Origin of the sequence: Mesorhizobium sp. M1329, assembly GCF_040318035.1 — a bacterium.
GTDB lineage: Bacteria > Pseudomonadota > Alphaproteobacteria > Rhizobiales > Rhizobiaceae > Mesorhizobium.
The window spans coordinates 45,840-69,188 of the sequence record NZ_JAMYLN010000030.1; the positions used below are offsets into that span (position 1 = coordinate 45,840).

General features: G+C 61.7%; 22 protein-coding genes. 10 read left to right on the top strand and 12 right to left on the bottom strand.

The features are described from left to right. Positions 1-2: 2 nt before the first annotated feature. From NKH21_RS25385 to NKH21_RS25410, 6 genes are all read right to left on the bottom strand, one after another. On the bottom strand, positions 3-1,790 hold the full coding sequence (locus tag NKH21_RS25385; protein WP_352868212.1) for an ABC transporter ATP-binding protein: 1,788 nt from the start codon (positions 1,788-1,790) through the stop codon (positions 3-5). Positions 1,791-2,028: 238 nt separating this feature from the next. Beyond that, the gene (locus NKH21_RS25390; RefSeq protein WP_352665034.1) at positions 2,029-2,571 is read right to left on the bottom strand and encodes a class I SAM-dependent methyltransferase; all 543 of its coding nucleotides are present in this window, start codon (positions 2,569-2,571) and stop codon (positions 2,029-2,031) included. Positions 2,572-2,996: 425 nt separating this feature from the next. Then, a complete protein-coding gene (locus NKH21_RS32855) occupies positions 2,997-3,251 on the bottom strand; it encodes a DUF6894 family protein (protein ID WP_353046777.1) in 255 nt (84 codons plus the stop codon). 215 nt (positions 3,252-3,466) lie between these two features. Then, positions 3,467-3,691 (bottom strand): hypothetical protein, encoded by a 225-nt coding sequence (locus NKH21_RS25400; RefSeq protein ID WP_352868216.1) that lies wholly within the window; start codon positions 3,689-3,691, stop codon positions 3,467-3,469. Positions 3,692-3,955: 264 nt separating this feature from the next. Beyond that, positions 3,956-4,498 carry a hypothetical protein gene (locus NKH21_RS25405; RefSeq protein WP_352665038.1) on the bottom strand — a complete coding sequence of 181 codons (543 nt, stop codon included), beginning with the start codon at positions 4,496-4,498 and terminating at the stop codon, positions 3,956-3,958. Positions 4,499-4,504: 6 nt separating this feature from the next. After that, the gene (locus NKH21_RS25410; RefSeq protein WP_352868219.1) at positions 4,505-4,846 is read right to left on the bottom strand and encodes a hypothetical protein; all 342 of its coding nucleotides are present in this window, start codon (positions 4,844-4,846) and stop codon (positions 4,505-4,507) included. Between the two features lie 34 nt (positions 4,847-4,880). Here NKH21_RS25410 and NKH21_RS25415 point away from each other — a divergent pair, with 34 nt between their 5' ends. Further along, the gene (locus tag NKH21_RS25415; protein WP_352868222.1) at positions 4,881-5,483 is read left to right on the top strand and encodes a hypothetical protein; all 603 of its coding nucleotides are present in this window, start codon (positions 4,881-4,883) and stop codon (positions 5,481-5,483) included. Beyond that, positions 5,483-6,298, top strand: coding sequence for a methyltransferase family protein (locus tag NKH21_RS25420; RefSeq protein ID WP_352868225.1), 816 nt, complete (start codon positions 5,483-5,485; stop codon positions 6,296-6,298). Before NKH21_RS25415 ends, NKH21_RS25420 begins: the two co-directional genes overlap by 1 nt. Here the strand turns inward: NKH21_RS25420 and NKH21_RS32860 are convergent. Beyond that, entirely contained in the window at positions 6,219-6,791 is a 573-nt protein-coding gene (locus NKH21_RS32860; protein ID WP_502911914.1) for a DUF982 domain-containing protein, read from the bottom strand. The two genes, NKH21_RS25420 and NKH21_RS32860, sit on opposite strands and share 80 nt — an antisense overlap. On the opposite strand from NKH21_RS32860, the gene NKH21_RS25430 reads away from it, so the two are divergent. The 5 genes from NKH21_RS25430 to NKH21_RS25450 all read left to right on the top strand — a co-directional run bounded on the left by NKH21_RS25430 (position 6,777) and on the right by NKH21_RS25450 (position 14,434). Beyond that, positions 6,777-7,838, top strand: coding sequence for a glycosyltransferase family 4 protein (locus NKH21_RS25430; RefSeq protein WP_352665049.1), 1,062 nt, complete (start codon positions 6,777-6,779; stop codon positions 7,836-7,838). The two genes, NKH21_RS32860 and NKH21_RS25430, sit on opposite strands and share 15 nt — an antisense overlap. Before the next feature lie 47 nt (positions 7,839-7,885). Beyond that, positions 7,886-10,048, top strand: coding sequence for an amylo-alpha-1,6-glucosidase (locus tag NKH21_RS25435; protein ID WP_352665051.1), 2,163 nt, complete (start codon positions 7,886-7,888; stop codon positions 10,046-10,048). A gap of 179 nt (positions 10,049-10,227) precedes the next feature. Next, positions 10,228-12,009, top strand: a complete 1,782-nt coding sequence (locus NKH21_RS25440; RefSeq protein ID WP_352466252.1) for an alpha,alpha-trehalose-phosphate synthase (UDP-forming) — start codon at positions 10,228-10,230, stop codon at positions 12,007-12,009. Beyond that, complete coding sequence (otsB, locus tag NKH21_RS25445; protein WP_352665053.1) at positions 12,006-12,848, top strand: trehalose-phosphatase; 843 nt, start codon at positions 12,006-12,008, stop codon at positions 12,846-12,848. Before NKH21_RS25440 ends, otsB begins: the two co-directional genes overlap by 4 nt. Positions 12,849-12,976: 128 nt before the next feature. Further along, positions 12,977-14,434: an NCS1 family nucleobase:cation symporter-1 gene (locus NKH21_RS25450; protein WP_352665055.1), complete on the top strand. Its 1,458-nt coding sequence runs from the start codon at positions 12,977-12,979 to the stop codon at positions 14,432-14,434. Positions 14,435-14,464: 30 nt separating this feature from the next. On the opposite strand, the gene NKH21_RS25455 is transcribed toward NKH21_RS25450, so the two are convergent. The 5 genes from NKH21_RS25455 to tpiA all read right to left on the bottom strand — a co-directional run bounded on the left by NKH21_RS25455 (position 14,465) and on the right by tpiA (position 19,489). Then, positions 14,465-15,004 carry a DUF1697 domain-containing protein gene (locus tag NKH21_RS25455; protein WP_352665057.1) on the bottom strand — a complete coding sequence of 180 codons (540 nt, stop codon included), beginning with the start codon at positions 15,002-15,004 and terminating at the stop codon, positions 14,465-14,467. A gap of 11 nt (positions 15,005-15,015) precedes the next feature. Continuing rightward, entirely contained in the window at positions 15,016-16,644 is a 1,629-nt protein-coding gene (gene pyrG / locus NKH21_RS25460; protein WP_352448839.1) for a CTP synthase, read from the bottom strand. A 147-nt stretch (positions 16,645-16,791) separates the two neighbouring features. Next, the gene (locus NKH21_RS25465) at positions 16,792-17,913 is read right to left on the bottom strand and encodes a L,D-transpeptidase (protein ID WP_352665059.1); all 1,122 of its coding nucleotides are present in this window, start codon (positions 17,911-17,913) and stop codon (positions 16,792-16,794) included. A 199-nt stretch (positions 17,914-18,112) separates the two neighbouring features. Next, positions 18,113-18,559, bottom strand: a complete 447-nt coding sequence (secG, locus tag NKH21_RS25470; protein ID WP_352665061.1) for a preprotein translocase subunit SecG — start codon at positions 18,557-18,559, stop codon at positions 18,113-18,115. A gap of 162 nt (positions 18,560-18,721) precedes the next feature. After that, positions 18,722-19,489: a triose-phosphate isomerase gene (tpiA, locus tag NKH21_RS25475; RefSeq protein WP_352665064.1), complete on the bottom strand. Its 768-nt coding sequence runs from the start codon at positions 19,487-19,489 to the stop codon at positions 18,722-18,724. Positions 19,490-19,631: 142 nt separating this feature from the next. On the opposite strand from tpiA, the gene NKH21_RS25480 reads away from it, so the two are divergent. The 3 genes from NKH21_RS25480 to trpC are packed head-to-tail and all read left to right on the top strand — an operon-like array spanning position 19,632 to position 23,348. Further along, the gene (locus NKH21_RS25480; protein WP_352665066.1) at positions 19,632-21,524 is read left to right on the top strand and encodes a SurA N-terminal domain-containing protein; all 1,893 of its coding nucleotides are present in this window, start codon (positions 19,632-19,634) and stop codon (positions 21,522-21,524) included. After that, positions 21,521-22,531, top strand: a complete 1,011-nt coding sequence (gene trpD, locus NKH21_RS25485) for an anthranilate phosphoribosyltransferase (RefSeq protein ID WP_352665068.1) — start codon at positions 21,521-21,523, stop codon at positions 22,529-22,531. The genes NKH21_RS25480 and trpD overlap by 4 nt, the downstream gene beginning before the upstream one ends. Before the next feature lie 4 nt (positions 22,532-22,535). Then, on the top strand, positions 22,536-23,348 hold the full coding sequence (gene trpC / locus NKH21_RS25490) for an indole-3-glycerol phosphate synthase TrpC (protein ID WP_502903390.1): 813 nt from the start codon (positions 22,536-22,538) through the stop codon (positions 23,346-23,348). Position 23,349 lies beyond the last annotated feature (1 nt).

A 23,349-nucleotide genomic window follows, 5' to 3' on the forward strand; every position in this document is an offset into this window, starting at 1 on the left:
CTTCAGCGCAATACGCTCTGCCGCAGCTTTTTGCCGCTTTCGGCCATCGGATCGGGCGTCTCCAGGTGGAATATCGAACGATATATCTCGCTGTGCTTGGCAAGCTGGTCATGCGTTCCAGCATCGACAAGCTGTCCGGCGTCAAACACGAGAATACGATCGGCCGCCTTGATCGTAGACAGCCTGTGCGCAATGCAGATCACCGTGCGCTGAAATGTGTTGTCGAAGGCTGCCTCCATAACCGCCCGTTCGTTTTCACCGTCAAGCGCCGATGTCGCTTCGTCATAGACGATTACCGCAGCATTCTTGAGCAAGGCGCGTGCGATGGCGACGCGTTGTTTCTGCCCGCCCGACAGATTGGTGCCGCTCGGCCCGACAAGCGTGTCGAGCCCGTTTTCGAGCGCCGATGCAAAGCTGGTGACCCGGGCGAGGTTCGCAGCGGACTCGATTTCCTGATCCGTGGCGTTCGGGCGGCCGTCGCGAATGTTGTCGCGGATCGAGCCTTCGAACAGGAAGACGTCCTGTGACACAAGTGCGATATTGTCGCGAACGTCGGCCAGGCTGATCTTCGAAATGTCCTTTCCGTCGATCAGGATCCTGCCCTTGTCAGGCTCCATCAGGCGCAGGATCAGATTGACGATGGTGGTCTTGCCGGCGCCGGAGCGGCCGACGATCGCCAGCTTCTCACGAGGTCGCACGTCGAAGGAAACACCCTCCAGTGCCGGGCTGTTGCCGTCATAGGAGAAGGCTACATCTTCAAAGCGGATACCACCATCGATGTCGGTCAGGCGCTCGCCCGCGATTGCGAGTCGCCGCTGCTCGGGCGTGTCGATCAAATCATACATCTGCTCGACGGCGACCATTTGCTTCTGGATGTCGACATTGACCCGGGCCAACCGCTTGGCAGGTTCATAGGCAAGCAGGAACGCGGTAATGAAGGCCATGAATTCGCCGGGCGTCTTGCCGTTGTCGAGGGTCTGCCAGCTGGCGTACATAACGAAAAGCCCGATGATCACGCCGCCGCCGGTCTCCATCAATGGGCTCATCAATGCTGACGTCCGGTTGATCTGGATGCCACGTCTTTCCATCTTGCGGACGGCCTTTGCAAAGCTGGCAACCGCCTTGTCCTCGAGCTGGAAGGACTTGATGGTGCGGATGCCTTCGACGGCTTCCGTGCCGATCGACTGGACCTGCGCGGCCAATTCCGTCTCGCCCCTCGCCAGCGCCTTGAGCTTCCTGGTTATCGCGCCGACTGACAGGAACAGCATCGGCAGAACCGCCACGGATATCAGCGACATCACCGGGTCCTGCTTGACCATGACGCTGGCCAAGGCAATCAGGGTCAGCAGATCAGAGACGGCGCTGCTCGTGAGGGTGAGAATAACGGTCGCCCCGGCGCGCGCGTTGAACATGATTTTGGAGATGAATTTTGCCGGATGCTGGTTCGCGAAACGGCTGATGTCGAAACGCACCATTCGAGAAAATTGACGGTTTTGCAGGTCCGAAACGATAGCCCGGCGAATCTTTCCCGTCGTGACGGTCTGGCAGTAGGCAGCTATGCCCTTGACCAGGAAAATGCCGATGATGACGACGCTGATACCCGATACAGCGGCAGCGTCTCGCTCGACATAGATGGTGTTGATCATGACTTTCATGATCCAGGCCGTCGCGCCGACCGCGGCAGCAGCAGCGATCGAGCACAGCAAACCTGTCACATACAGTATCTTGTGCGGCGGCAGATTTTCGCCAATCAGACGCTTGATCAGCGGATATGCTGGGGCCGTTGACACTCGTTTCTTTGCAATCATCTCGTCGCCGCCCGTTGCGATCCCGTCCGGTCTTCGTGTTGTCTTGAAGCACGAGACGGTTTCGATCACCTGTCTGTGGCTTCGTTCCCGACCGCAGTCAATGCCGAACCGGATCCTTGCACGTCATCGGCCCCATGACCGTCGGTTCCTCGCATGCGAGCATGGCGGACCCCAGCCACGCGGCTCTTGCGCCATTCGTCGTCGGCCGCGCTATGCCTGGTCAGTGTTTCACGAGGACCATGAGATGGCTTCCAAGAGGCGATGTGTGATTGCTTTTAATTGAAAAGCCCACATCCGAAAGCACCGCGATCATCTCCTTATCCTTGCCAGGAGGGACGCGGGCAACGATCGTTTGAGCACGCCTGGCGATATCGCACAGCACGCTTCGCGCCTTGTCCGCGCCGAGGCTCCACTGCATGTGATGGTAGACCGCCAGCAGCATGACGATGTCGTACTGCGGTTGGAGAACATTTTGCAGCTTCCGGCTGCCAAGATCGAGACAATCGAACCGGCTTTGGACTGGACAACCCAGGAAGATCATCCTGGCCGTCTCGATATGCGGCTTGAGAATGTCGATCCCATGGATCGAACTCGGTCCTAGCTTGGATATCTCATAGGCGACAACACCCATGTTGCAGCCAACATCGAGAATGGATTTCCTGGCGTAGTCGACCTCTGCTGAGAACAGCCCGTCCAGTCGGTCATCCCACGTTCCCTTGAATCTCTTTTGCTTATTTGACCACCACAAATCATTGTTCTCCAAAAACGACGCCGCACTGGTTCCTCTACGGAGGAGGACTGTGCGCCGGGCCTAGCCCGGTCCAGTTGCTGGCGCGCAAACGACACTGTCCAGAGCGTCCTGTAAACGTAACCGCGGGAGAAAGGAACTCCTGATCACAGCATCCTGCGAAGACGTTTCGGGAAGTTGACGAACACCCGGCCCGACAAATCGACACATCGGTTGGAAATCGCAATGTCGCTTGGCGCCCCTTACCGGCGCCTGCCCTCGAATTCCTGAAACGCACGCCTTTTAGGCAAGGCAAGCCATGTTTGTTCTTGCTTTGTGCCGGCAGCTATGCTACTAATTTGGCTATGGTGCTGATTTGCACCAACGACCGTCTTGCCGCGACATGCGGTTTTTTAGCCAGGCTCGATCAAAGCTCGCCCGCATTGCAGGGCTTTTGGCCATCACGGTCGAGTGCCAGCCTTTTCGGCAGCTTCCGAGAAGGGAAATCGGAAAAGCAGCTGCCGGTTCTCGTCGCAGATTTCGAAGGAAAGACCTGTCAGGACCGGGCTGCCGCTGAGCAGGCCCTCGGCCAGGATTTCCTTGGCCGAAGCCATGGCGTTATCCTGAGCCGCGGACAAACCGTCCAACTCCTGACCCTCGAAATCTTCCGTCAAGCGGCCCTCATTGTTTCGGAAATGGAAAAAATATCTCGGCATGGCTGCTCCGGTTGGTCGGTTTGTCTAATGCATGTCGCGCAAAAATGTGCAGCGGTTCTGCGATAACAACATGTATCAAAACAAGAACCTGAAGCACATCGCATGAGGCCGATCGACGCGACGCGCCGTAGTCGCAAGCGCCTCAGGAGCAGCCTCGAATTCGTACACGACAGCACCGCGCGATTTTGGCGTTGGGATTCATGGCGTTTAGGCTTTCATGCGTCAGGTCGATCGAACAGCACCCCCAGCCCATGTTCGAACGCACATGCCGCAATCATTTCGTCAAGGGCTTTTCGCGAGACCGGGCAATTCGGCATGACAGCCCTGATCGCGATCTCAGCCGCTGCGGTAGAAACCACATCGTGGCGCCTCTTCCTGGTCTCCATATATCGCTCGATCAGGATTTTCAGGCGCCGCGCTGCAATCTCGTCAACGACCATCGTTCTCCCTCGATTCGGCACAATGTCCGTCTTCCGGGGTCCGCCCTCCGGTGAAGGGTCCGCTGCCGTTGGGTAGCAGCGGACCACTCGGCTGGGTGAGCCAGTGGCCCGAGGCGGGGGTGTCTCGGACCGCCACCACAATAGCTTCGGCAGGCCACTCGTTCCACAGAACGCTGTCGTTGGTAATTTTCGTACACTGAGCATTGCCGCAGGCAGTCTGCGACCGTGGGAGTTTTGGGCTATGCCGCGTCGCCGGGTACCGGATCAGTTCCGGTTTTGATAGCTGTAGATGCCCGCGCCGATCGCGACCGCTCCTACGGTGATCAGAATCGATGGCACACCCATCGACGTGGCGACGATCCCCCAGACAATGGCGACGGCAATTGCGCCGGCGGTTCCCAGCACCAGTCTAAGCCGTTTCGACATGATCCATTCCCCCAAAAGTGCATCTTTGGCCTTTTCCGGTCGAAATACCGCAATGCGGCACCATTGTCTGCGCTTCGTCCAACTTTTTATGCCGCCACTAAGCCCCGATCGCTGAGGCGTAAGCGATCCGTATGCCGCCTTGTCGCAAACACCCACTCGACAACGAGGAAGCTTGGGCGTGAGCCCGAGAAGCGAGGCGTCAGAAAGCGAGGTATCTATGCACAATTTTCGGAATTTACTCCGGTTCACGATCACGGGCATGGCGGCCACGACAACCGCAATAGTCATCATGAGCCTTACCCCCGAGACAACCGAAGCGACTTTGATTTGCCATAGGTTGGTCTGCCAGAAGGCGAGCAATGAAGGCAGTGCCTTCGGCACCAAGTATCAGCGCAAGTGCACCTGCGAAAATGTAAGCGAGGGCGCCAACAACCATCCCTCCCCACGCAACTTCAACAAGGGACCCATCGGCGGCTCTAGCAGCAGCGGATCGAGCGGCACCAGTAGTTCCAGCAGCTCAAGCGGCAGCAGCGGCTCAAGTGGCACCACCAGTTCGAGTGGCACCACCAGTTCGAGTGGCAGCAGCGGTTCGAGCGGCAGCAGCAGTTCGAGCGGCAGCAGCGGATCAAGCGGCAGCAGCGGATCAAGCGGCAGCGGATCCAGTGGCGGCAACGACGGAACAAGCAGCGGCGGGTCTAACGGCAGCGGCGGAGTGTAGCGGCTGCTCAAGCGGCTCCGGTGGCGGCGCCACTCGAGTTGAACCGTGGCGGCGACCACGCGGCCGGCAACGACGATCGATCCTCACGACAACGGGAGTAGTAGTACGACGCTCCAACCGAAATCGGCGACCGCGCCCCTCACCGGCCTTGCAGGATTGCTTGGTCTTGCGCTGGCCGTCGCGATGCCCGTCGACAGAAGCTGGCCTGCGCATTTGCAGGCCATGACTGTCATTGCAGCTACTGCTGCAGCAATGATCGCGGTCGACACGGCTTATTTCCAGACGTTTCGAAGGCGTTCAACGGGATTGCAGGCCAAGCCGATGCGAGCGCTTGAAGCCGAGCGTGTCGTGCGCAAGCTCATCGGCTTCTTCGTTACGCTCACGACCATTGCCGCAGTCTACTGGATAGTGCCGGAATACCGGCGTGAGTTTTACGCCCCTACTGGACAGCGCTCTACGACACCTTGCCGGCGCTGCTCGTCGCCACGCCGTTTTATGTTGCTTATGTCGACCGCCGGCAGACCGATCCGGAAGATTCATATGCCGAAATCGGTGCATTCGTTCTTAGCGGCGCCGTGCCGCAGCGAACCGAGCAGATATGCCAGCATGTGCGGGGCTGGATCGTCAAAGGCTTCTTCCTGCCGCTGATGTTCGTCTATCTGTGCTCCACACTGGGTTCGATCCTGGCCGGGCTGGAACAACCGTATCAGTTCGACATCATGCGCTGGCACGCTTTTGCAATCGATCTCCTGTTCATGGTGGATGTTCTTGTCGCGGTCGTCGGCTACGTCTTCACGCTGCGTGTCCTCGACAACCATATCCGCGGCGTCGAACCCACCGTGTTCGGCTGGCTGGTTTGTCTTGCCTGTTATGAACCCATCAACGCCGCTACCCGTGCCTACCTGAACTACGAAACGGGCGCCAACTGGACAGCGGTGATGCCCTCACCGGCGCTCCAGGTTTTCTGGGGATCGGCGATCCTCTTCTGCATCTTGATTTTTGTCTGGTCCACCGTGAGCTTTGGCCTGAGATTTTCCAATCTCACCAATCGCGGAATCATCACCTGCGGACCGTATCGCTGGATCAAGCATCCGGCCTATGTTTCGAAAAACCTCTGCTGGTGGCTGATCTCCGTGCCTTTCCTCACCGCCGCAGGACCCGCTGAAGCGCTGCGGCATTCCGCCATCCTGTTCGGGCTCAACTCCGTCTACGCACTCCGCGCCATCACCGAGGAACGCCATCTGTCACGCGACCCCGATTACATCGCCTATTGCGATTACATCAGCGAAAACGGCGCCGTTGCTCAGCTCAAACGCCTGTTCGCGGTCGCCGATCGGGCGCTCAGGCTGAATACCCTTGCTCTGACGATCTGCGGCAGTTGGCCTATCGCCTCAACGCGTGATCGCGATGCCGATCCTCGCCGCTCATCGGCAACGGCCTATCGCCCTCGAGCAGGCGGGTGATCCGGGCGAAGCCGGCAAAAGCCTTTCTCGCTTCCTCGGCCGACATCCGGCCGGCCATGGCCGCAGCGCAGCAATTCACGGCGCACTGGTAAACCGGCCCGCGCCGCCCGGCCGGCCATTTTCGCAAGAATGCCATAGCTTCGGCAACGTTGTCGATCTCCTCCACGGGCTGTCCCTGTCCGCGCAAAATCCGCACGGGCGAAAAGAATTGCAAGCGGTCCATCATTTCCTCCCCGTCGACCGGATGCGTGCGATCGAACCCCACTAAACTCGCGAACTCGACTTTGGTTCCCGGCAAAAGAGGGCTTGGCCTGGAAAATGTTGGCTGGACCAGACGAGCAGCGGTGGAAGCGCCCGGCAGCTCCAATTGGGTGACATCTTGCCCCAATTGAGTGACATCTTGCCATTGTACGGGAACGTTAGCGCGGCTGATGCATTTCGATGCCACGAGCAGTCTTTTTGAGGGAAATGCCAAAACATGAGAATAGCCCATGTGGCGCCGCTCCATGAATCCGTGCCACCCCGGTTCTATGGAGGGACGGAGCGCATCGTCTCCTATCTGACCGAGGGATTGGTCGAGCTTGGCCATGACGTGACCCTGTTCGCCAGCGGCGATACCAAGACGTCGGCGAAATTGGTAGCGTGTCGCGAGCGGGCGCTCCGTCTCGATCCGCGCCCGCACAAATCCGAAACCGCGGCGCATCTCGCGATGCTGGCCGAGGTGAGGAACCGAGCGCAACAGTTCGACATTATCCATTTCCATCTCAGCCACTTCCTGCATTTTCCTTTCTTCGAACACATGCCCGACCGGACGGTGACGACACCGCATGGCAGGCTCGACTATGTCGACCTGGCCCCGGCCTACGAGCGTTTTCCGCGCTTTCCGATGATCTCCATTTCGCGCAGCCAGAGAACCGGGTTACCCAGGGCCAATTGGCTGGCGACCATCCATCACGGGCTGCCGATCAATATCTACGAGTCGACTTTCGAGACGGATGCAGACGAGCCGTATCTGGCCTTTCTCGGCCGGCTGTCGCGCGACAAGCGCCCGGACCGTGCCATCGAGATCGCCTTGCGCTCCGGGCTGAAACTGAAGCTTGCGGCAAAGATCGGCGATGACGACCGCGCCTTTTTCCACGACACCGTCGAGCCGCTGATCGACGGCGACCGTGTCGACTATGTCGGCGAGATCGAAGAGGACAGAAAAGCGGAATTCCTCGGCAAGGCGGCCGGCCTGCTGTTTCCGATCGATTGGCCGGAGCCGTTCGGTCTTGCCGCGATAGAGGCTATGGCCTGCGGCACGCCGGTAATCGCCTGGAAATGCGGTGCCCTGCCGGAGATCATCGACCACGGCGTGACCGGTTTCCTTGTCGATTCAGTCGATGCTGCTGTCGCCTCGATACCGGAATTGCTGCGCCTCGACCGGCGACAGGTGAGAGCCGTATTCGAAAACCGTTTTTCTGCCACGAGAATGGCCCACGACTATGTGGCTGCCTATTCGCGCCTGATCGGCGCTCCCGGTGAAGCGAGAGCATCCTGATCGGCGTCATTGTGGACGTTGGAACGAAACGACAGAGCTTGTGACGTATGAATCAACTCGACGAGCGTAAGCTTGATCCAGCCGTAGCCCTTGCCTCCCTCGACGAGGTTGCGCCCCGGGAGCCGCACCGGCTGTTCGCCCTCAAGCAAGGCGACTGCTTCGCGGTGGCCGACGCCTATGGCGACATCCGCGGCGCCGGCGACGGCTTTTTCCGAGACGACACGCGTGTGCTTTCGGAATTCCGGCTGACGGTCGGTGGCCGGCAAATGTCGCTGCTGGGCGCATCGCTCAGCCAGGACAATGTGCTTTTCACCTCGAACCTGACCAATCTGCCGATCCAGAGTGTCGGTGGTCGCGACATTCCGCAGGGCGCGATCCACATAGAACGCGTCAGGCTGCTTTGGCAGGACCGGCTGTTCGAGCGCATCACCCTTTCCAACTACAGCCAGGAATCGTCGGCCATTCGGGTTTCGTTGCATTTCGCAGCAGATTTCCGTGACATGTTCGAGGTGCGCGGTTCGACCCGGCTCAAGCGCGGAATAGCCCACGCCGCCGAGACCAGTCCGACATCCGTGGTGCTTCGATATGACGGGCTGGACCAGCTCGTGCGCCTGTCGGCGATCTCGTTCTCGCGGGCACCGGACAATTTGACCGCCAGCCGTGCGGATTTCCTGGTTGCGGTGACGAAGCGCAGCAGCGAGGTCCTCTATATCGAGGTCGGCCCGGAAGTGGCGGAGACACCCGACCGCGACCGTTTTCGGGCTGCCGCCGCCCGCGCTCGCTTTGGCATGCGCGCCAAACGCCGCCACGGTGCGACGGTGCACAGCTCCGGCCGCGTCTTCAACGACTGGATCGAACGCGCGCGCGCGGATGTGGCGCTGCTGACCACCGAGCTTGCAACCGGACCTTACCCCTATGCCGGCATACCCTGGTTCTCGACGGCATTTGGCCGTGACGGGGTGATCTCCGCACTGCAGATGCTGTGGCTGAATCCTGGGCTGGCGCGCGGCGTACTCGCCTTTCTCGCACAGCATCAGGCAACCGAAACGTCGCCGTTCAGCGATTCGCAGCCGGGCAAGATCATGCACGAGACCCGCAAGGGCGAGATGGCGGCACTGCGGGAGCTCCCGTTCGGCCGCTACTACGGCGGTGTCGATACCACGCCGCTCTACATTCATCTCGCTTGCGCCTATGCGGATCGTACCGGCGACATGGCGTTCGTCGACAGCCTGTGGCCATCGCTCTGTGCAGCGGCCGAATGGACGGAGGAGACAAGCCGCGCGACCGGCTTCGTGACCTACCAGCGCGGCGCCGAGACCGGCCTCGCCAACCAGGGCTGGAAGGACAGTTTCGATTCCGTCTTCCATGCCGATGGCCGCATGCCAAAGGGGCCGATCGCCCTGGTCGAGGTGCAAGGCTATGTCTTTGCCGCGTTCCGTGGGCTGGCGGCGCTCGCCCGCCGCCGCGGCGAGGACGACAAGGCCGATCATTGGGAGGAACGCGCCGAAACCATGCGCGCCGCGGTGGAACGCCATTTCTGGATGGACGATCTCAATTTCTATGCACTGGCGATCGATGGTGCAGGCGAGCTCTGCAAGGTACGGACGTCGAATGCCGGCCATCTTCTCTATGTCGGGCTGCCCGAGCCGGAACGGGCGCAGATGGTCGCCGATCAGCTGCTCTCCGCGTCGTTCCACTCTGGTTGGGGAGTGAGGACGCTGGCCGACGATGCGATATTCTTCAATCCGATGTCCTACCACAATGGCTCGATCTGGCCGCACGACACCGCCATGTGCGGTGCCGGCCTGGCACGTTATGGCGTGCGCGACAGCGTGGTCCGGCTGATGAGCGGCACGTTCGAATCGGCTGTCCATTTCAACATGCGGCTGCCGGAACTGTTCTGCGGCTTTACCCGGTCGCCGGGCGAAGCGCCCATCGCCTATCCCGTCGCGTGCCTGCCGCAAGCCTGGTCGGCGGGATCGGCCTTCATGCTGATGCAGGCCTGCCTTGGCCTCGAAATCGACGGCTGGAACAGCGAAATCCGGGTCACCCGCCCAAGGCTGCCGATCGGCATCGACACGTTGACATTGCGGCATCTGGGTGTCGGCTCGACGGTGGTCGACCTCACATTCCAGCGTGTCGGCGACCGGGTCGTCGCCTTTCTCGCCGATCGGTATGAAGGGATGGTGCCGCTCATCGTGCGCACTTGATGCCGCCGCGCTGCGGCGCGTCGAAAATGACGCCCGGCATTGCAATCGTCCGGAACCGATAGCCTCTTTGTGCGTTGCAAAAATGGGGAGCGGGGGAAGCTGTTTGTCGTCACGCGGCAGCGAACCAGAAAAACAAATAAAAAACGGCTATCGGCCGGCCGGAGGCGAGATCACATTCCATGTCAGATTATACCGTAAACCTGCTCTGGGTTTTGCTGATTGCAAGTTTTGGCTTTTCCGCTTTTGCCATTCTCCTATCGATATCCCGCCAGCGCCGCGGCCGCGCAACGGCGGCCGCATACACGCCGAGCGAGGATGTCGCGTCGGAAGCGGCACGCAAGGTGCTGCGCGAGTTCGAAAAGAACGGCCAGTCGGCCGATGCGGCACTGGTCACATGGTCGCCCGACACCTTGCGCAAGATCCTGGCCGACGACCTGCCGGACGCACAGGTCATCGTGGTGTCCAACCGCGAACCCTACATCCACAACATCAAGGATGACGGGGTGCAACTTTTGGTACCGGCCAGCGGGCTGGTTTCGGCACTCGAACCCATCACCCGCGCCTGTGCCGGCACCTGGATCGCCTATGGCGGCGGCACGGCAGACCGCCTCACCGTCGACAAGGACGACCGGGTGCAGGTGCCGCCCGGCAACCCGTCCTACACGCTGCGCAGGGTCTGGCTGACGGAGGAGGAATATCAGGGCTATTATCTGGGCTTCGCCAATGAGGGCCTATGGCCGCTTTGCCATATCGCCTTCACCCGCCCCGTGTTTCGCGCCTCGGACTGGGACGCCTACGAGGCCGTCAACCGCAAGTTCGCCGATACGGTGGTTGCCGAAGCCCGCAACGAACGGCCGATCGTGCTGGTGCAGGACTACCATTTCGCGCTGCTGCCGCGCATGATTCGCCAGCGCCTGCCGGACGCCATCGTCATCACATTCTGGCATATCCCGTGGCCCAATTCGGAAGTGTTCAGCATCTGTCCGTGGCGTGAGCGGATCCTGGAAGGACTGCTAGGCAGTTCGATCATCGGCTTTCATACCCAATTCCATGCCAACAACTTCACCGAAAGTGTAGACCGCTTTCTGGAGAGCCGGATCGAACGGGCAGACGCGGCAATCTCCTATGGTGGACAGACCACATTGGTCCACGCCTATCCCATTTCCATAGAATGGCCGGCCCAATTGCTGGCAAAACTGCCGTCTGTGGAGGAGTGCCGCGCCAGCGTGCGCGACAGATTCGGCCTGTCTGCGGATACCAAACTCTGCGTTGGCGTCGAGCGCCTCGACTACACGAAAGGCATTCTCGATCGCTTCCATGCCCTGGACGAATTGTTCACGAGATATCCCGAATGGATAGGCAAGGTGGTTTTCCTGCAGATCGCGGCGCCGAGCCGGGGGACATTGCCCGCCTACCAGCAACTCCATGACGAATGCCGTCGCTGTGCCGAGGAGCTCAACCGGCGCTATGGCAGCGAGACATACAGCCCTATCCTGATGGTCGCCGAACATCATCGGCAGGAGCAGGTCTACGAGGTCTATCGCGCCGCCGACATCTGCATGGTCACCAGCCTGCATGACGGCATGAACCTTGTCGCCAAGGAATTCGTCGCAGCGCGCGACGACGAACAGGGCGTGCTTTTGCTCAGCACCTTTGCCGGTGCCTCGCGCGAACTGCTGGAAGCACTGATCGTCAACCCCTACGATGCGGCCATGATGAGTGAGGCGCTGTTGCAGGCGCTGACGATGACGCCGGACGAGCAGCGCGAGCGTTTGCGGCCGATGCGCGAGATGGTCCGCGACAACAATGTCTACCGCTGGGCCGGCAGCATGCTGCTGGATGCGGCGCGCCTGCGCAAACGCGGCGATCTCGACAGGGTGACCGGAACCGGCGAGCGCCCGCCATCGAACACCAACAACGTCATCTCGATGTTCGAGCGGGCACGGAAGGCAGCATCGTGAAAAGCTTTGAACAACCGCCGGCGTTGAACCTGCCGGCAGGGCAATGGGCGCTCTTCCTCGACATCGACGGAACTCTGCTGGAGCACGCTGCCCATCCCGACGCAGTGTTCGTCGGCGAGGAATTGCGCAATCTGCTCGGACGCATAGAGCGGCGGCTGGATGGTGCGGCCGCCTTCATCACCGGCCGATCGATTCCCGCCGTGGACAAGCTGTTCCATCCGCTGAAGCTGCGGATCGCCGGACTGTATGGCCTGGAGCACCGGCTGACGCCGAGCGGTCCGATCGATGCCGCCGACGCGCCGGCCGACATCGCCGCCCTTGCCGACGAGATCGAGGCCGAACTGGGCAGCGGCAAGGTGTATGTCGAACGCAAGGGGCCGGTCCTTGCCGTTCATACAAGAGCAGCCCCGCAACTGCTTGCGCCCGCAATCCAGCTCGTCGAACAGGCTTTGGCCCGGCTTCCGAAGGGTTATCGGGTGCTTCCGGGAAACGCCGGCGTCGAGCTCATGCCTTTGGAAGCCGTCAAAGGTGCTGCCATCCGACGTTTTATGGACATTCCGCCCTTTGTCGGCCGGCGGCCGATATTCCTCGGAGACGATACATCGGACGAACACGGTTTCGAGGCGATCAATGAAATTGGCGGCATCTCCATCCGCGTGAAGCCGAACGGACCGACGGCCGCAAACTATGCCCTCGATGACGTGACCGGCGCGATAGCCTGGCTCGAAGCCAGTTTCGAGACGTCGGCGGTGGCCGGTGCTCGACCGGCCGGCAAGCAAGCAGCGACCGAATCAGCGGCGAAGCTCAATATCGCAGCCACGGCATCGTCCGACCGATAAGCGCGTTTCTCATTGAAGGTCTTTGAGTCCAAAGCCGGCAAATCGTCTGCTTGCCGGTTCCCCCGCGTCAGGCTTAACCTGCGTGCAATGCGTGGAGGCGCGGGTCGTAACAAGGGGAGGACATTGCAATGACCATACAAGGCGCATCACCGGACCTGTACAATGAGGATCTCGCTCCGGCGAAGGTTCGAAACTGGGGACCGTTCTCGATCTTCAACGTCTGGACGTCGGACGTCCACAGCCTGTGGGGCTATTATCTGGCGGCCAGCCTGTTCCTGTTTTGCGGCGGCTTCGTCAACTTCATCATCGCCATCGGTATCGGTTCGCTGATCATCTATGCGTTGATGAACATGGTCGGCTATGCCGGCGTGAAGACCGGGGTGCCCTACCCTGTCCTGGCGCGTGCCTCCTTCGGCATCTGGGGCGCCAACATACCGGCGCTGGTGCGCGCCATCGTCGCCTGCTTCTGGTACGGCGCGCAGACGGCGGCCGCCTCCGGCGCGATCGTAGCCCTGCTGATCCGCTCGCAATGGTTCGCCGACTTCAACCAGAGCACACATTTCCTCGGCCACTCCGGGCTCGAGGTGATCTGCTTCGTCGTCATCTGGGCGCTGCAGCTCCTGATCATCCAGAAAGGCATGGAAACGGTGCGCCGCTTCCAGGATTGGGCCGGACCGGCGGTGTGGGTGATGATGTTGATCCTGGCCATCTACCTTTGCATCAAGGCAGGCACCTTCGCCTTCACCAGCGACATCCCGATGGATGTCCTGCTGGAAAAGACAAAGGACGCGGGCGTGCCGGGCACGCCGGGCTCCTGGACCTCGCTGTTTGCGGTGGCGGCGATCTGGGTGACCTATTTCTCCGCGCTCTATCTCAACTTCTGCGATTTCGCGCGCTACGCCCCGGACAAGGCATCGCTGCGCAAGGGCAACATCTGGGGCCTGCCGATCAATCTTATCCTGTTCTCGCTGGTCGCCGGCGTCACTACGATCGCCGCCTTCGACGTATATGGCGAGGTGCTGCTGCATCCCGACCAGATTTCGGCGAAATTCGATAGCTGGTTCCTGGCGGCGCTCGCAGCCCTGACCTTTGCGGTGGCGACGCTCGGCATCAATGTGGTGGCGAACTTCGTGTCGCCGGCCTTCGACTTCTCCAACGTCTTTCCACGCCAGATCGACTTCAAGAAGGGCGGCTACATCGCGGCGCTGATCGCGCTTGTGCTTTATCCTTTTGCGCCCTGGGAAGGCAGTGCTGCCTCCTTCGTCAACATCATTGGCGCGACGATGGGGCCGATCTTCGGCGTGATGATGGTCGACTACTACCTGATCCGGAAGGGCGAGGTCGACGTCGAGGCGCTCTACCGGGAAAATGGCGAATTCCGCTTCCAGGGCGGCTGGCATGTCAATGCCTTCATCGCCGCCGGAATAGGCGCGGTCTTCTCCTCGATCCTGCCCAACTTCACCAGCCTGCTGCCGTCATGGTGGGGCGTCTATGGCTGGTTCTTCGGCGTGGCAATTGCCGGCGTCATCTATTACGTGCTGCGCACGATGGCACTCGGCGCTGGAGCCAGGATAGCCAAGGCTTGAGCGGATTCGGGGCGGCGCGAGCCGCCCCGTTCATTCTGCGACCATCTCGGCCAGGCGGCGCACGGTATTCCAGTTGCGCGAGGTGCCGATGCCGAGGCGTTTGTGGCTCACCGCCGCAAGCAGCCGCGAACTCGGCGTCTCGCGGGAAAAGACGATCCAGATGTCGCCGCCGACAATCCGCAGCTTCTCGCCCTTGCCGGCATAGGCGTCAAGCGCCGCGGCGGCCTCGGCGGGAACGGGCGCCCGCATCACGCGCACCGCCACCTGGTCCGCCGCCTCGGCCGATTCGGCTGGGAACGGATTGCCGGCCGCCAGCCTCAGCCAGCCGTCGGCGCGACGCACGATGATGTCGACGTGGCGGCCGAAAGTCTTTGCGAACGCCGCCTCCAGCCGCTGCCCCAACGCCGCGAGTTCTGTTTCTTGCGCCTCAAAAACCAGATTGCCGGTCGCTACCAGCGTGCGCGGGTTATTCAGACCCAGGCCTTCGGCCATCGCTTTCAGATCGGACATGACGACCCGCCGCCCCTCGCCCAGGACAATGCTGTAGAGCAGCGCGACGTAAGTTTGCATGGGCGGCTAGTCTAGACCAGCCGCGACTGCTCTACCGCCGCCTCGATGAAGCTGGCAAACAGCGGGTGCGGATCGAGCGGCCGGCTTTTCAGCTCGGGATGATACTGCACGCCGATAAACCAGGGGTGGTCGGGATATTCGACCGTTTCCGGCAGCACGCCGTCCGGCGACATGCCGGCAAACACCAGGCCGCAATCCTCGAGCCGCTCCTTGTAGTCGACATTAACCTCATAGCGGTGACGATGGCGTTCGGAAATCTGCGTATCACCATAGATCTCGGCGATCTTCGATCCCTTGGCGAGGTCGGCCTGGTAGGCACCGAGTCGCATGGTACCGCCGAGGTCGCCGGTTTCCCTGCGCTTTTCCAGCATGTTGCCCTTCAGCCATTCGGTCATCAGACCGACGACCGGCTCCTCGGTTGGACCGAACTCGGTCGATGATGCGTGCTCGACGCCGGCCAGCGAACGTGCTGCCTCGATGCAGGCCATCTGCATGCCGAAGCAGATGCCGAAATACGGCACCTTGCGCTCGCGCGCGAACTTCGCCGCCAGGATCTTGCCCTCCGAGCCGCGTTCGCCAAAACCGCCGGGGACGAGAATGCCATGGACCTTTTCCAGCCACGGCGCCGGGTCTTCCTTCTCGAATATCTCGCTTTCGATCCAGTCAAGCTTGACCTTGACCCGGTTGGCGAGGCCGCCATGCGACAGCGCCTCGATCAGCGATTTGTAGGCGTCCTTGAGGCCGGTATATTTGCCGACGACGGCAATGGTCACTTCGCCTTCCGGATTGTGGATGCGGTTGGACACCGCTTGCCAGCGTTCCATGCGCGGCTTCGGCGCCGGATCGATGCCGAAGGCGGCCAGCACTTCCGAATCCAGCCCTTCGTTGTGATAGGCCATCGGCACGTCGTAGATATGCGGCACGTCGAGCGCCTGGATGACGGCGCTTTCGCGGACATTGCAGAACAGCGACAGCTTTCTGCGCTCTTCCTTGGGGATCGGCCGGTCGGCGCGGACCAGCAGTATGTCGGGTGCAATGCCGATGCCGCGCAACTCTTTGACCGAATGCTGCGTTGGCTTGGTCTTCAGTTCGCCCGCCGTCGGGATATAAGGCATCAAGGTCAGGTGGACGTAGACGGCGTTGTTGCGCGGCAGGTCGTTGCCGAGCTGGCGGATCGCCTCCAGAAACGGCATCGCTTCGATGTCGCCGACGGTGCCGCCGATCTCGCACAGCACGAAATCGTAGTCGTCGTTGCCGTTGAGGACGAAGTTCTTGATCTCGTCGGTGACGTGCGGAATGACCTGCACGGTGGCGCCGAGATAGTCGCCGCGCCGCTCGCGCTCGATGATGTTCTTATAGATGCGGCCGGTGGTGATGTTATCTTGCTGGTTGGCCGAGCGGCCGGTGAAGCGCTCATAATGGCCAAGATCGAGATCGGTCTCGGCCCCGTCATCGGTCACGAAGACTTCGCCGTGCTGGTAGGGCGACATCGTGCCGGGATCGACATTGAGATACGGGTCGAGCTTTTTGATGCGTGCGCGATAGCCCCGCGCCTGCAAGAGAGCCCCAAGGGCCGCTGCAGCAATGCCTTTTCCAAGTGAGGAAACCACGCCGCCTGTGATGAATACATATCGCGCCATGGGAGTCATCGCTTAACGCGGCCGAATTGATTCCGCCAGAGAAAAAACCGCCGCGAAGGCTTTTTCCCAAGAAGGCGCTCTGGTCGTTGGCGTATCAAAACAAAAGGGCCGGCGAGGCCGGCCCTTTTGGCACGATCTGTCAAAGCGTCAGATGATGACGACTTTGGTGCCTACTTTCACCCGGCGGTAAAGGTCCATGACGTGCTCGTTGATCATGCGGAAGCAGCCATTGGAGGCGCTGGTTCCGATCGACTGCGGCGCGATGGTGCCGTGAATGCGCAGGTGGGTATCTTTCTTGCCGTCGTAAAGATAGATGGCGCGCGCACCGAGCGGATTGTCGCCGCCGCCGGGCATGCCGTCCTTGTACTGGCCATAGTGCTTGGGTTCGCGCTTTTGCATATCCAGCGTCGGAATCCAGCGCGGCCATTCCTGCTTGTCGCCGACGGCAACCGTACCCTTGAACTGCAGGCCTTCCCGGCCGACCGCGATGGCATAACGGCGGGCGGTTGACGATGATTCGACGAGGTAGAGACGACGGGCGCTGGTATCGATGACGATCGTGCCGGGGTTGTAGCCGGTGAATTCGACCTCCTGCGGCACGAACTCCGGCTTGACCTTGAACTGCCGCTTGGCTTGCTTCCTTTCGAGCGCGGCGTCGAGCGCGCGTGTTTCCGGAAGCAGCGACATCGACGAAGAGGATGTGCCGCCGAACAGTCCCGCAAATAGCCCGACGCTCTGCGGCTTCTGCCCGATCGGTTCGCTGCGCAACTCGCCATTGTTGCCGGTCAGCGCAACGTTCATGGCCTCGGCCGGGATCGGCTCGGCCGACTGGATCGGCGCAATGGGTGCAATAGGTTCGATGATGTTGAGGGTCTTCTTCTTGGCCGGCGTGGCGCTAGCCACCTTGGCCGTCGCGAGCGGCTGGCTCTTCTTGGCAAGGAATGCCTGCCGTTCCGCATCGGCTTTGGCTTTCGCCGCCTCGCGCATCGCCAGCTTCCTGGCTTCGAGTGCCTTGGCGCGAGCGGCTTCCTTGTCGGCTGCGATCTTGGCTTCGATCTTGCGAATCTGTGCAAGGTCGTCCGGCGTCGGATCTTTCTTCTTCTTGAGAAGCTTCAATTGCGCTGCATCGCTTTTGGCAGCGACGTTGACGACGTCGGTTGTTGCTGCGGCTTTATGGGCCGAATTTGCCGTCGGCATGGCCGCGTAAGCGGGCGCACCTAGGCTGAGCACGGCACAAAGGCCGGCAAAAATGAAGCTGCGAAGCTGCATGGGGAAGATCCGATCGTTCAATGCTTGTTGCCCACGGCGTCGCCCGGCGCCCCCCAAGGACGCCGAGAATGCCGCGTGCAACGTATAATCGATTAGCCGGAAGCGCCTCAAGCGTGAGGCGCAGTCGAATCTTCGTGATCGTGCGGCATTTGCCGCGACTGTGTTCAAACGACAACAGATCGCGGCATAAGTTGCCCGATTACTGGTTGGGGACCTGCGGCGCGGCCGGCGCGGTGGCGCCGTTTGTCGCTGGCGGCGTCGCCGGAGCGGTTGCCGGCGGCGTCGTTGCCGCGCCGTTGCCGGACGGCGGGGTCGGCGCCGTGGTGCCCGAAGGCGGCGTCGGCGTCGTGGTTCCGGGCAATTGGTTGAGTACGCCCTTGCCGTCCGAGGTCGCTGGCACGCGATCGAGAATGTCGATCGGCTTCTCGCCATAGCGCGCAACGATCGACAGTGTCAGCGAAGTGACGAAGAAAGCGGCAGCCAGGATCGCCGTTGCCCGCGTCAGCGCATTGGCGGCGCCACGCGCGGTCATGAAGCCCGATCCGCCGCCGATGCCGAGGCCGCCGCCTTCAGAGCGCTGCAGCAGCACCACGCCGACAAGCGCGAGCACGACCATGAGGTGGACGACGATCAGTACGGTTTCCATAATTTATCCTGGCAAGGCCTTGTGCGGCCGCTGATTTGGAGGCGGCTCAATACAATGCTTTGACGGCATTTCCAAGCCCGTGGCCGGAATATGGGAAGCAATGCGTCCTTTGCAACGATTTCGGCGCCGACCGTCCGCTCAAATGCAGCAAGCAGCTCCTGTTCAAGCGATGTTTCGATAGGCTTCCGCGATGCCGAGGAAGTCCGCCGCCTTCAGGCTGGCGCCGCCGACCAGTGCGCCATCGACATTCCTCACGCCGAGCAACTCGACGGCGTTGGACGGCTTGACCGAGCCGCCGTAGAGAATGCGCATCTTGGCCGCCGTATTGCCAAGCTTCCGCACCAGTTCTTCGCGGATATGCGCATGTGCCTCGGCGACGTCGGCGGCGGTCGGGGTCAAGCCCGTGCCGATCGCCCATACCGGCTCATAGGCAATGACGGTGTTGGAAGCCGTGGCGTTTGGCGGGACCGAACCAGCGACCTGGCGCGACAGCACGTCGAGCGTGGCTCCGGCTTCGCGTTCGGCTCTTGTCTCACCAATGCAGACGATGGCCACCAGCCCGGCGCGCCATGCGGCGGAGGCCTTGGCCTGCACCAAGGCATCGTCCTCCTTGCGATCGGCGCGGCATTCGGAATGGCCGACGATGACATGGCTGGCACCTGCATCCTTCAGCATCTCGGCCGAAATGCAGCCGGTATAGGCGCCGCTTTCCTCGGTGTGGCAATCCTCTCCGCCGGCCCGCACCGGCGTGCGCGACAGAATTTCGGCGGCATGCGCGAGCAAGGTCGCCGGCACGCAGACCACCGCTTCGGTCTCGGCGTCGAGCCCGCTCATGAAGCCGTTGCCGATCATCCTGAGCTCGTTGAGCGAGGCGCTGGTGCCGTTCATTTTCCAGTTGCCAGCGACGAGTGGGCGGATTCCAGGCGTCATGGGATTTGTTTCTCCGGGCAATTTCAAGCTGGCCCTCACTATCAAAATCAGGCCACAAAGCAATCGACAGTGGGCAGGAAGGGCGCTATTGCGCTTGTTTCAGACTCGGCGCATGCGAAATGCGCAAAAATCGGAAGTACTCATGCTTGGTATGTTGAGAAGCGCGGCGGGGACCTGGGTCGCGAAACTGCTGCTGTCATTGTTGGTGTTGAGCTTCGCCATCTGGGGTATCTCGGGACGGCTGATGGGCGGTCTTGCCGGCCATGATGCCGTGATTACGGCCGGAGGCACCAAGGTCTCGATCAACGAATACCGCCTCGCCTACGATCGCCAGCTCAGCGTCATGTCGCAGCAATTCGGCCAGCGCATCAGCCGCGAGCAGGCGACGGCGCTCGGCATCGACAACCAGGTGCTGGCGCAACTCGTGTCGGGCGCCGTCCTCGACGAGCAGGCCCGCAAGCTCGGCCTCGGCCTGTCCAAGGACCGGCTCGCCGAACTGACGCGTGAAGACCCGGCATTCAAAGGGCCTGCCGGAACCTTCGACAGGAGAAGCTTCGAGTACCTGCTTCGGCAGATTGGCATGCGGCCGGAAGATTATTTGAAGAACCGCGCCCAGGTCGCGGTCCGCCAGCAGATCGTCGAGGCGGTTTCGGATGGCCTCAAGGCCCCGGATACATTCTTCAAGGCGGTCGCGCTCTATCGCGGCGAAGATCGCACCATCGACTACCTGACCTTGCCGAAATCGCTTGTCGAGCCGATAGAAGCGCCGTCCGACAGCGTGCTTTCGGCCTATTTCGAGGAAAACAAGAAAACCTACGCCGCGCCCGAATACCGCAAGTTCTCCTATGTCAGGCTCGAACCGGAAGACATCATGGATTTGAGCGCGGTGACCGACCAACAGGTCAGCGACGACTACAACAAGAACAAGGCGCGCTACACCACGCCGGAGATGCGCACCATCGAGCAGCTTGTATTCAAGACGCCTGATGCCGCAAAGGCGGCGCTCGATTCGCTCAGGACCGGCGCCACCTTCGACAAGATCGTCGCTGCCGAAGGCAAGGCGCCGGCCGACACGCTGCTCGGCACGCTGGCCAAGGACAAGATCGCCGACAAGGCGGTCGCCGATGCTGCCTTCAAACTCAACGTCAATGAGGTCAGCCCGGTCGTGCAGGGCGCCTTTGGCCCCGTTCTGCTGCGCGTCACCGAGATCAAGCCCGAAGTGGTGAAGCCGCTGGCCGAAGTGTCCGGGCAGATCCGCAAGGATCTGGCACTGGGCGAGGCAAGCCGCATCTTGCTGGACGTGCACGACAATTACGAGGATACGCGCGCCTCGGGCAGTTCGCTCGCCGAGGCAGCCGCCAAATTGAAGCTGAAGGTCGTCACCATCGACGCTATCGACCGCACCGGCCGAAGGCCGGATGAAAGCATCGTCAAAGACCTGCCGGAATCGCCGGCACTCATCAAGGCGGTTTTCGAATCCGAACCCGGAACCGACAATGAAGGCCTCACCACCGCCGATAACGGCTTCGTCTTCTACGACGTGAGCGGGATCACGCCGGCCCGTGACCGCACATTGGACGAAGTCCGCCAGAAGGTCGTGGCCGACTGGACCGCGGCTGAGACCACCAAACGGCTCACCGCCAAAGCACAAGAGCTCGAGAAGCGTCTCAAGGCTGGCACCACGCTCGAGGTGATCGCCGGTGAGCTCAAGCTCGAAAAGCAGACCAAGCGCGGCGTCAAGCGCGATGCGGACGACGTCGATTTCGGCAAGGAAGGCGCCGCCGCGATGTTCGGCGTCGGCGAAGGAGGCACCGGGCTGATCCCCTCACCTACGGGCGACGGACAGATCCTGTTCAAGGTTGCCGAGGTGTTCGAGCCTGCCGGGGCCGATGCCAGCTCAGTACCCCAGGACGCTCAGAAATCCTTCACCTCCGGCATGTCCGACGACCTGCTCGACCAGTTGGTGGCGCAGTTGCAGACGCAATATGACGTCCGCATCGATCAGGCGGCCGTAACCCAAGCCTTGGCCAGATGAGCGCGCTGAAGATCCACATCGCCAAGGTCGCCGCCGGCAGCGCCCTTTCTTTCGAGGAGGCGCGCGAGGCCTTCGACATCATCATGTCCGGCGATGCTACCCCCGGCCAGATCGGCGGCTTCTTGATGGCATTGCGCGTGCGCGGTGAGACCGTCAGCGAGATCGCCGGCGCCGTCGCCACCATGCGCGCCAAGATGCTGCGCGTCGAAGCCCCCGAAGGCGCCATCGATATTGTCGGCACCGGCGGCGACAATTCGCACAGCGTCAACATTTCGACCGCATCCGCCTTCGCCATCGCCGGCAGCGGCGTGCCCGTCGCCAAGCACGGCAATCGCGGACTGTCCTCGCTGACTGGCGCCGCCGATGTTCTGATCGCATTGGGCGTCAAGATCGACATCCCTCCGGAAACGATCGGCCGCTGCATCCACGAGGCCGGCGTTGGCTTCATGTTCGCGCCGGCGCATCACCCGGCGATGAAGCATGTCGGCCCGACCCGGGTCGAGCTCGGAACCCGCACCATCTTCAACCTGCTGGGCCCGCTTTCCAATCCGGCCAGTGTAAGACGGCAGATGGTCGGCGTGTTCCTGCCCGAATGGATCATGCCGGTGGCAGAAACGTTGAAGGAACTTGGTGCCGACCACGCCTGGATCGTCCATGGCGACGGCTATGACGAGATCACTACCACCGGCGAGACACTTGTCGCCGAACTGGCCGGCGGCGAGATCCGCAGCTTTACGCTGACCCCGGAAGCAGTCGGGCTGAAGCGTCACACCAAGGACGAGTTGCGCGGCGGCGACGCCGCCCACAACGCCCAGGCACTGCGCGACATGCTGGGCGGCGCTGCCGGCGCCTTTCGCGATACGGTGCTGATGAATGCCGGCGCCGGGCTGGTGGTGGCCGGCAAGGTGACGACACTTGCCGACGGCATGGTGACGGCGGCGCAGGCAATCGACAGCGGCCGCGCGCTGAAAGTGCTCGACAGGCTGGTCGAGATTTCGAACGGTTAGAATTATGTCCGACATCCTGCGCAAGATCGAGGCTTACAAGCGCGACGAGATCGCGGCGGCCAAGGCGCGCGTGCCGTTTGCCGAGATCAAGGCACAGGCGACGGATGCCGACGCGCCGCGCGGCTTTCTTTCCGCCCTTGAGGCAAAGCGCAAATCCGGCGGGTTCGCGCTGATTGCCGAAATCAAGAAGGCTAGCCCATCGAAAGGCCTGATCCGCGCCGATTTCGATCCGCCGGCGCTGGCCAGGGCCTATGCGGAAGGCGGTGCCGCCTGCCTTTCGGTACTGACCGACGCGCCCTCCTTCCAGGGGGCGCCCGCGTTCCTCACCGCTGCGCGCGCTGCTGTCGACCTGCCTGCCTTGCGCAAGGATTTCCTGTTCGACCCCTATCAGGTCTACGAGGCCAGGGCATGGGGCGCCGATGCCATCCTGATCATCATGGCCAGCGTCGACGACGCGTTGGCAAGAGAACTCGAAGCGACAGCGTTCGGGCTCGGCATGGACGCGCTGGTCGAAGTGCATGACGAGGCTGAAATGGAACGCGCGCTGCAGCTGTCGTCGCGGCTGATCGGCATCAACAACCGCAATCTCCGGACCTTTGAAACCAGCCTACAGACCTCGGAGCGGCTGGTAGCGATGGTGCCGGCCGACCGCCATCTGGTCAGCGAGAGCGGTATTTTTTCGCACGTCGATTGCCGCCGGCTGGAGCAGAGCGGCATTGCGACTTTCCTGGTCGGCGAGAGCCTGATGCGCCAGCAGGACGTGGCCGCGGCAACGCGCCTGCTGTTGACGGGCAAGGCGCCGGCAGAGGCCGTTTGAG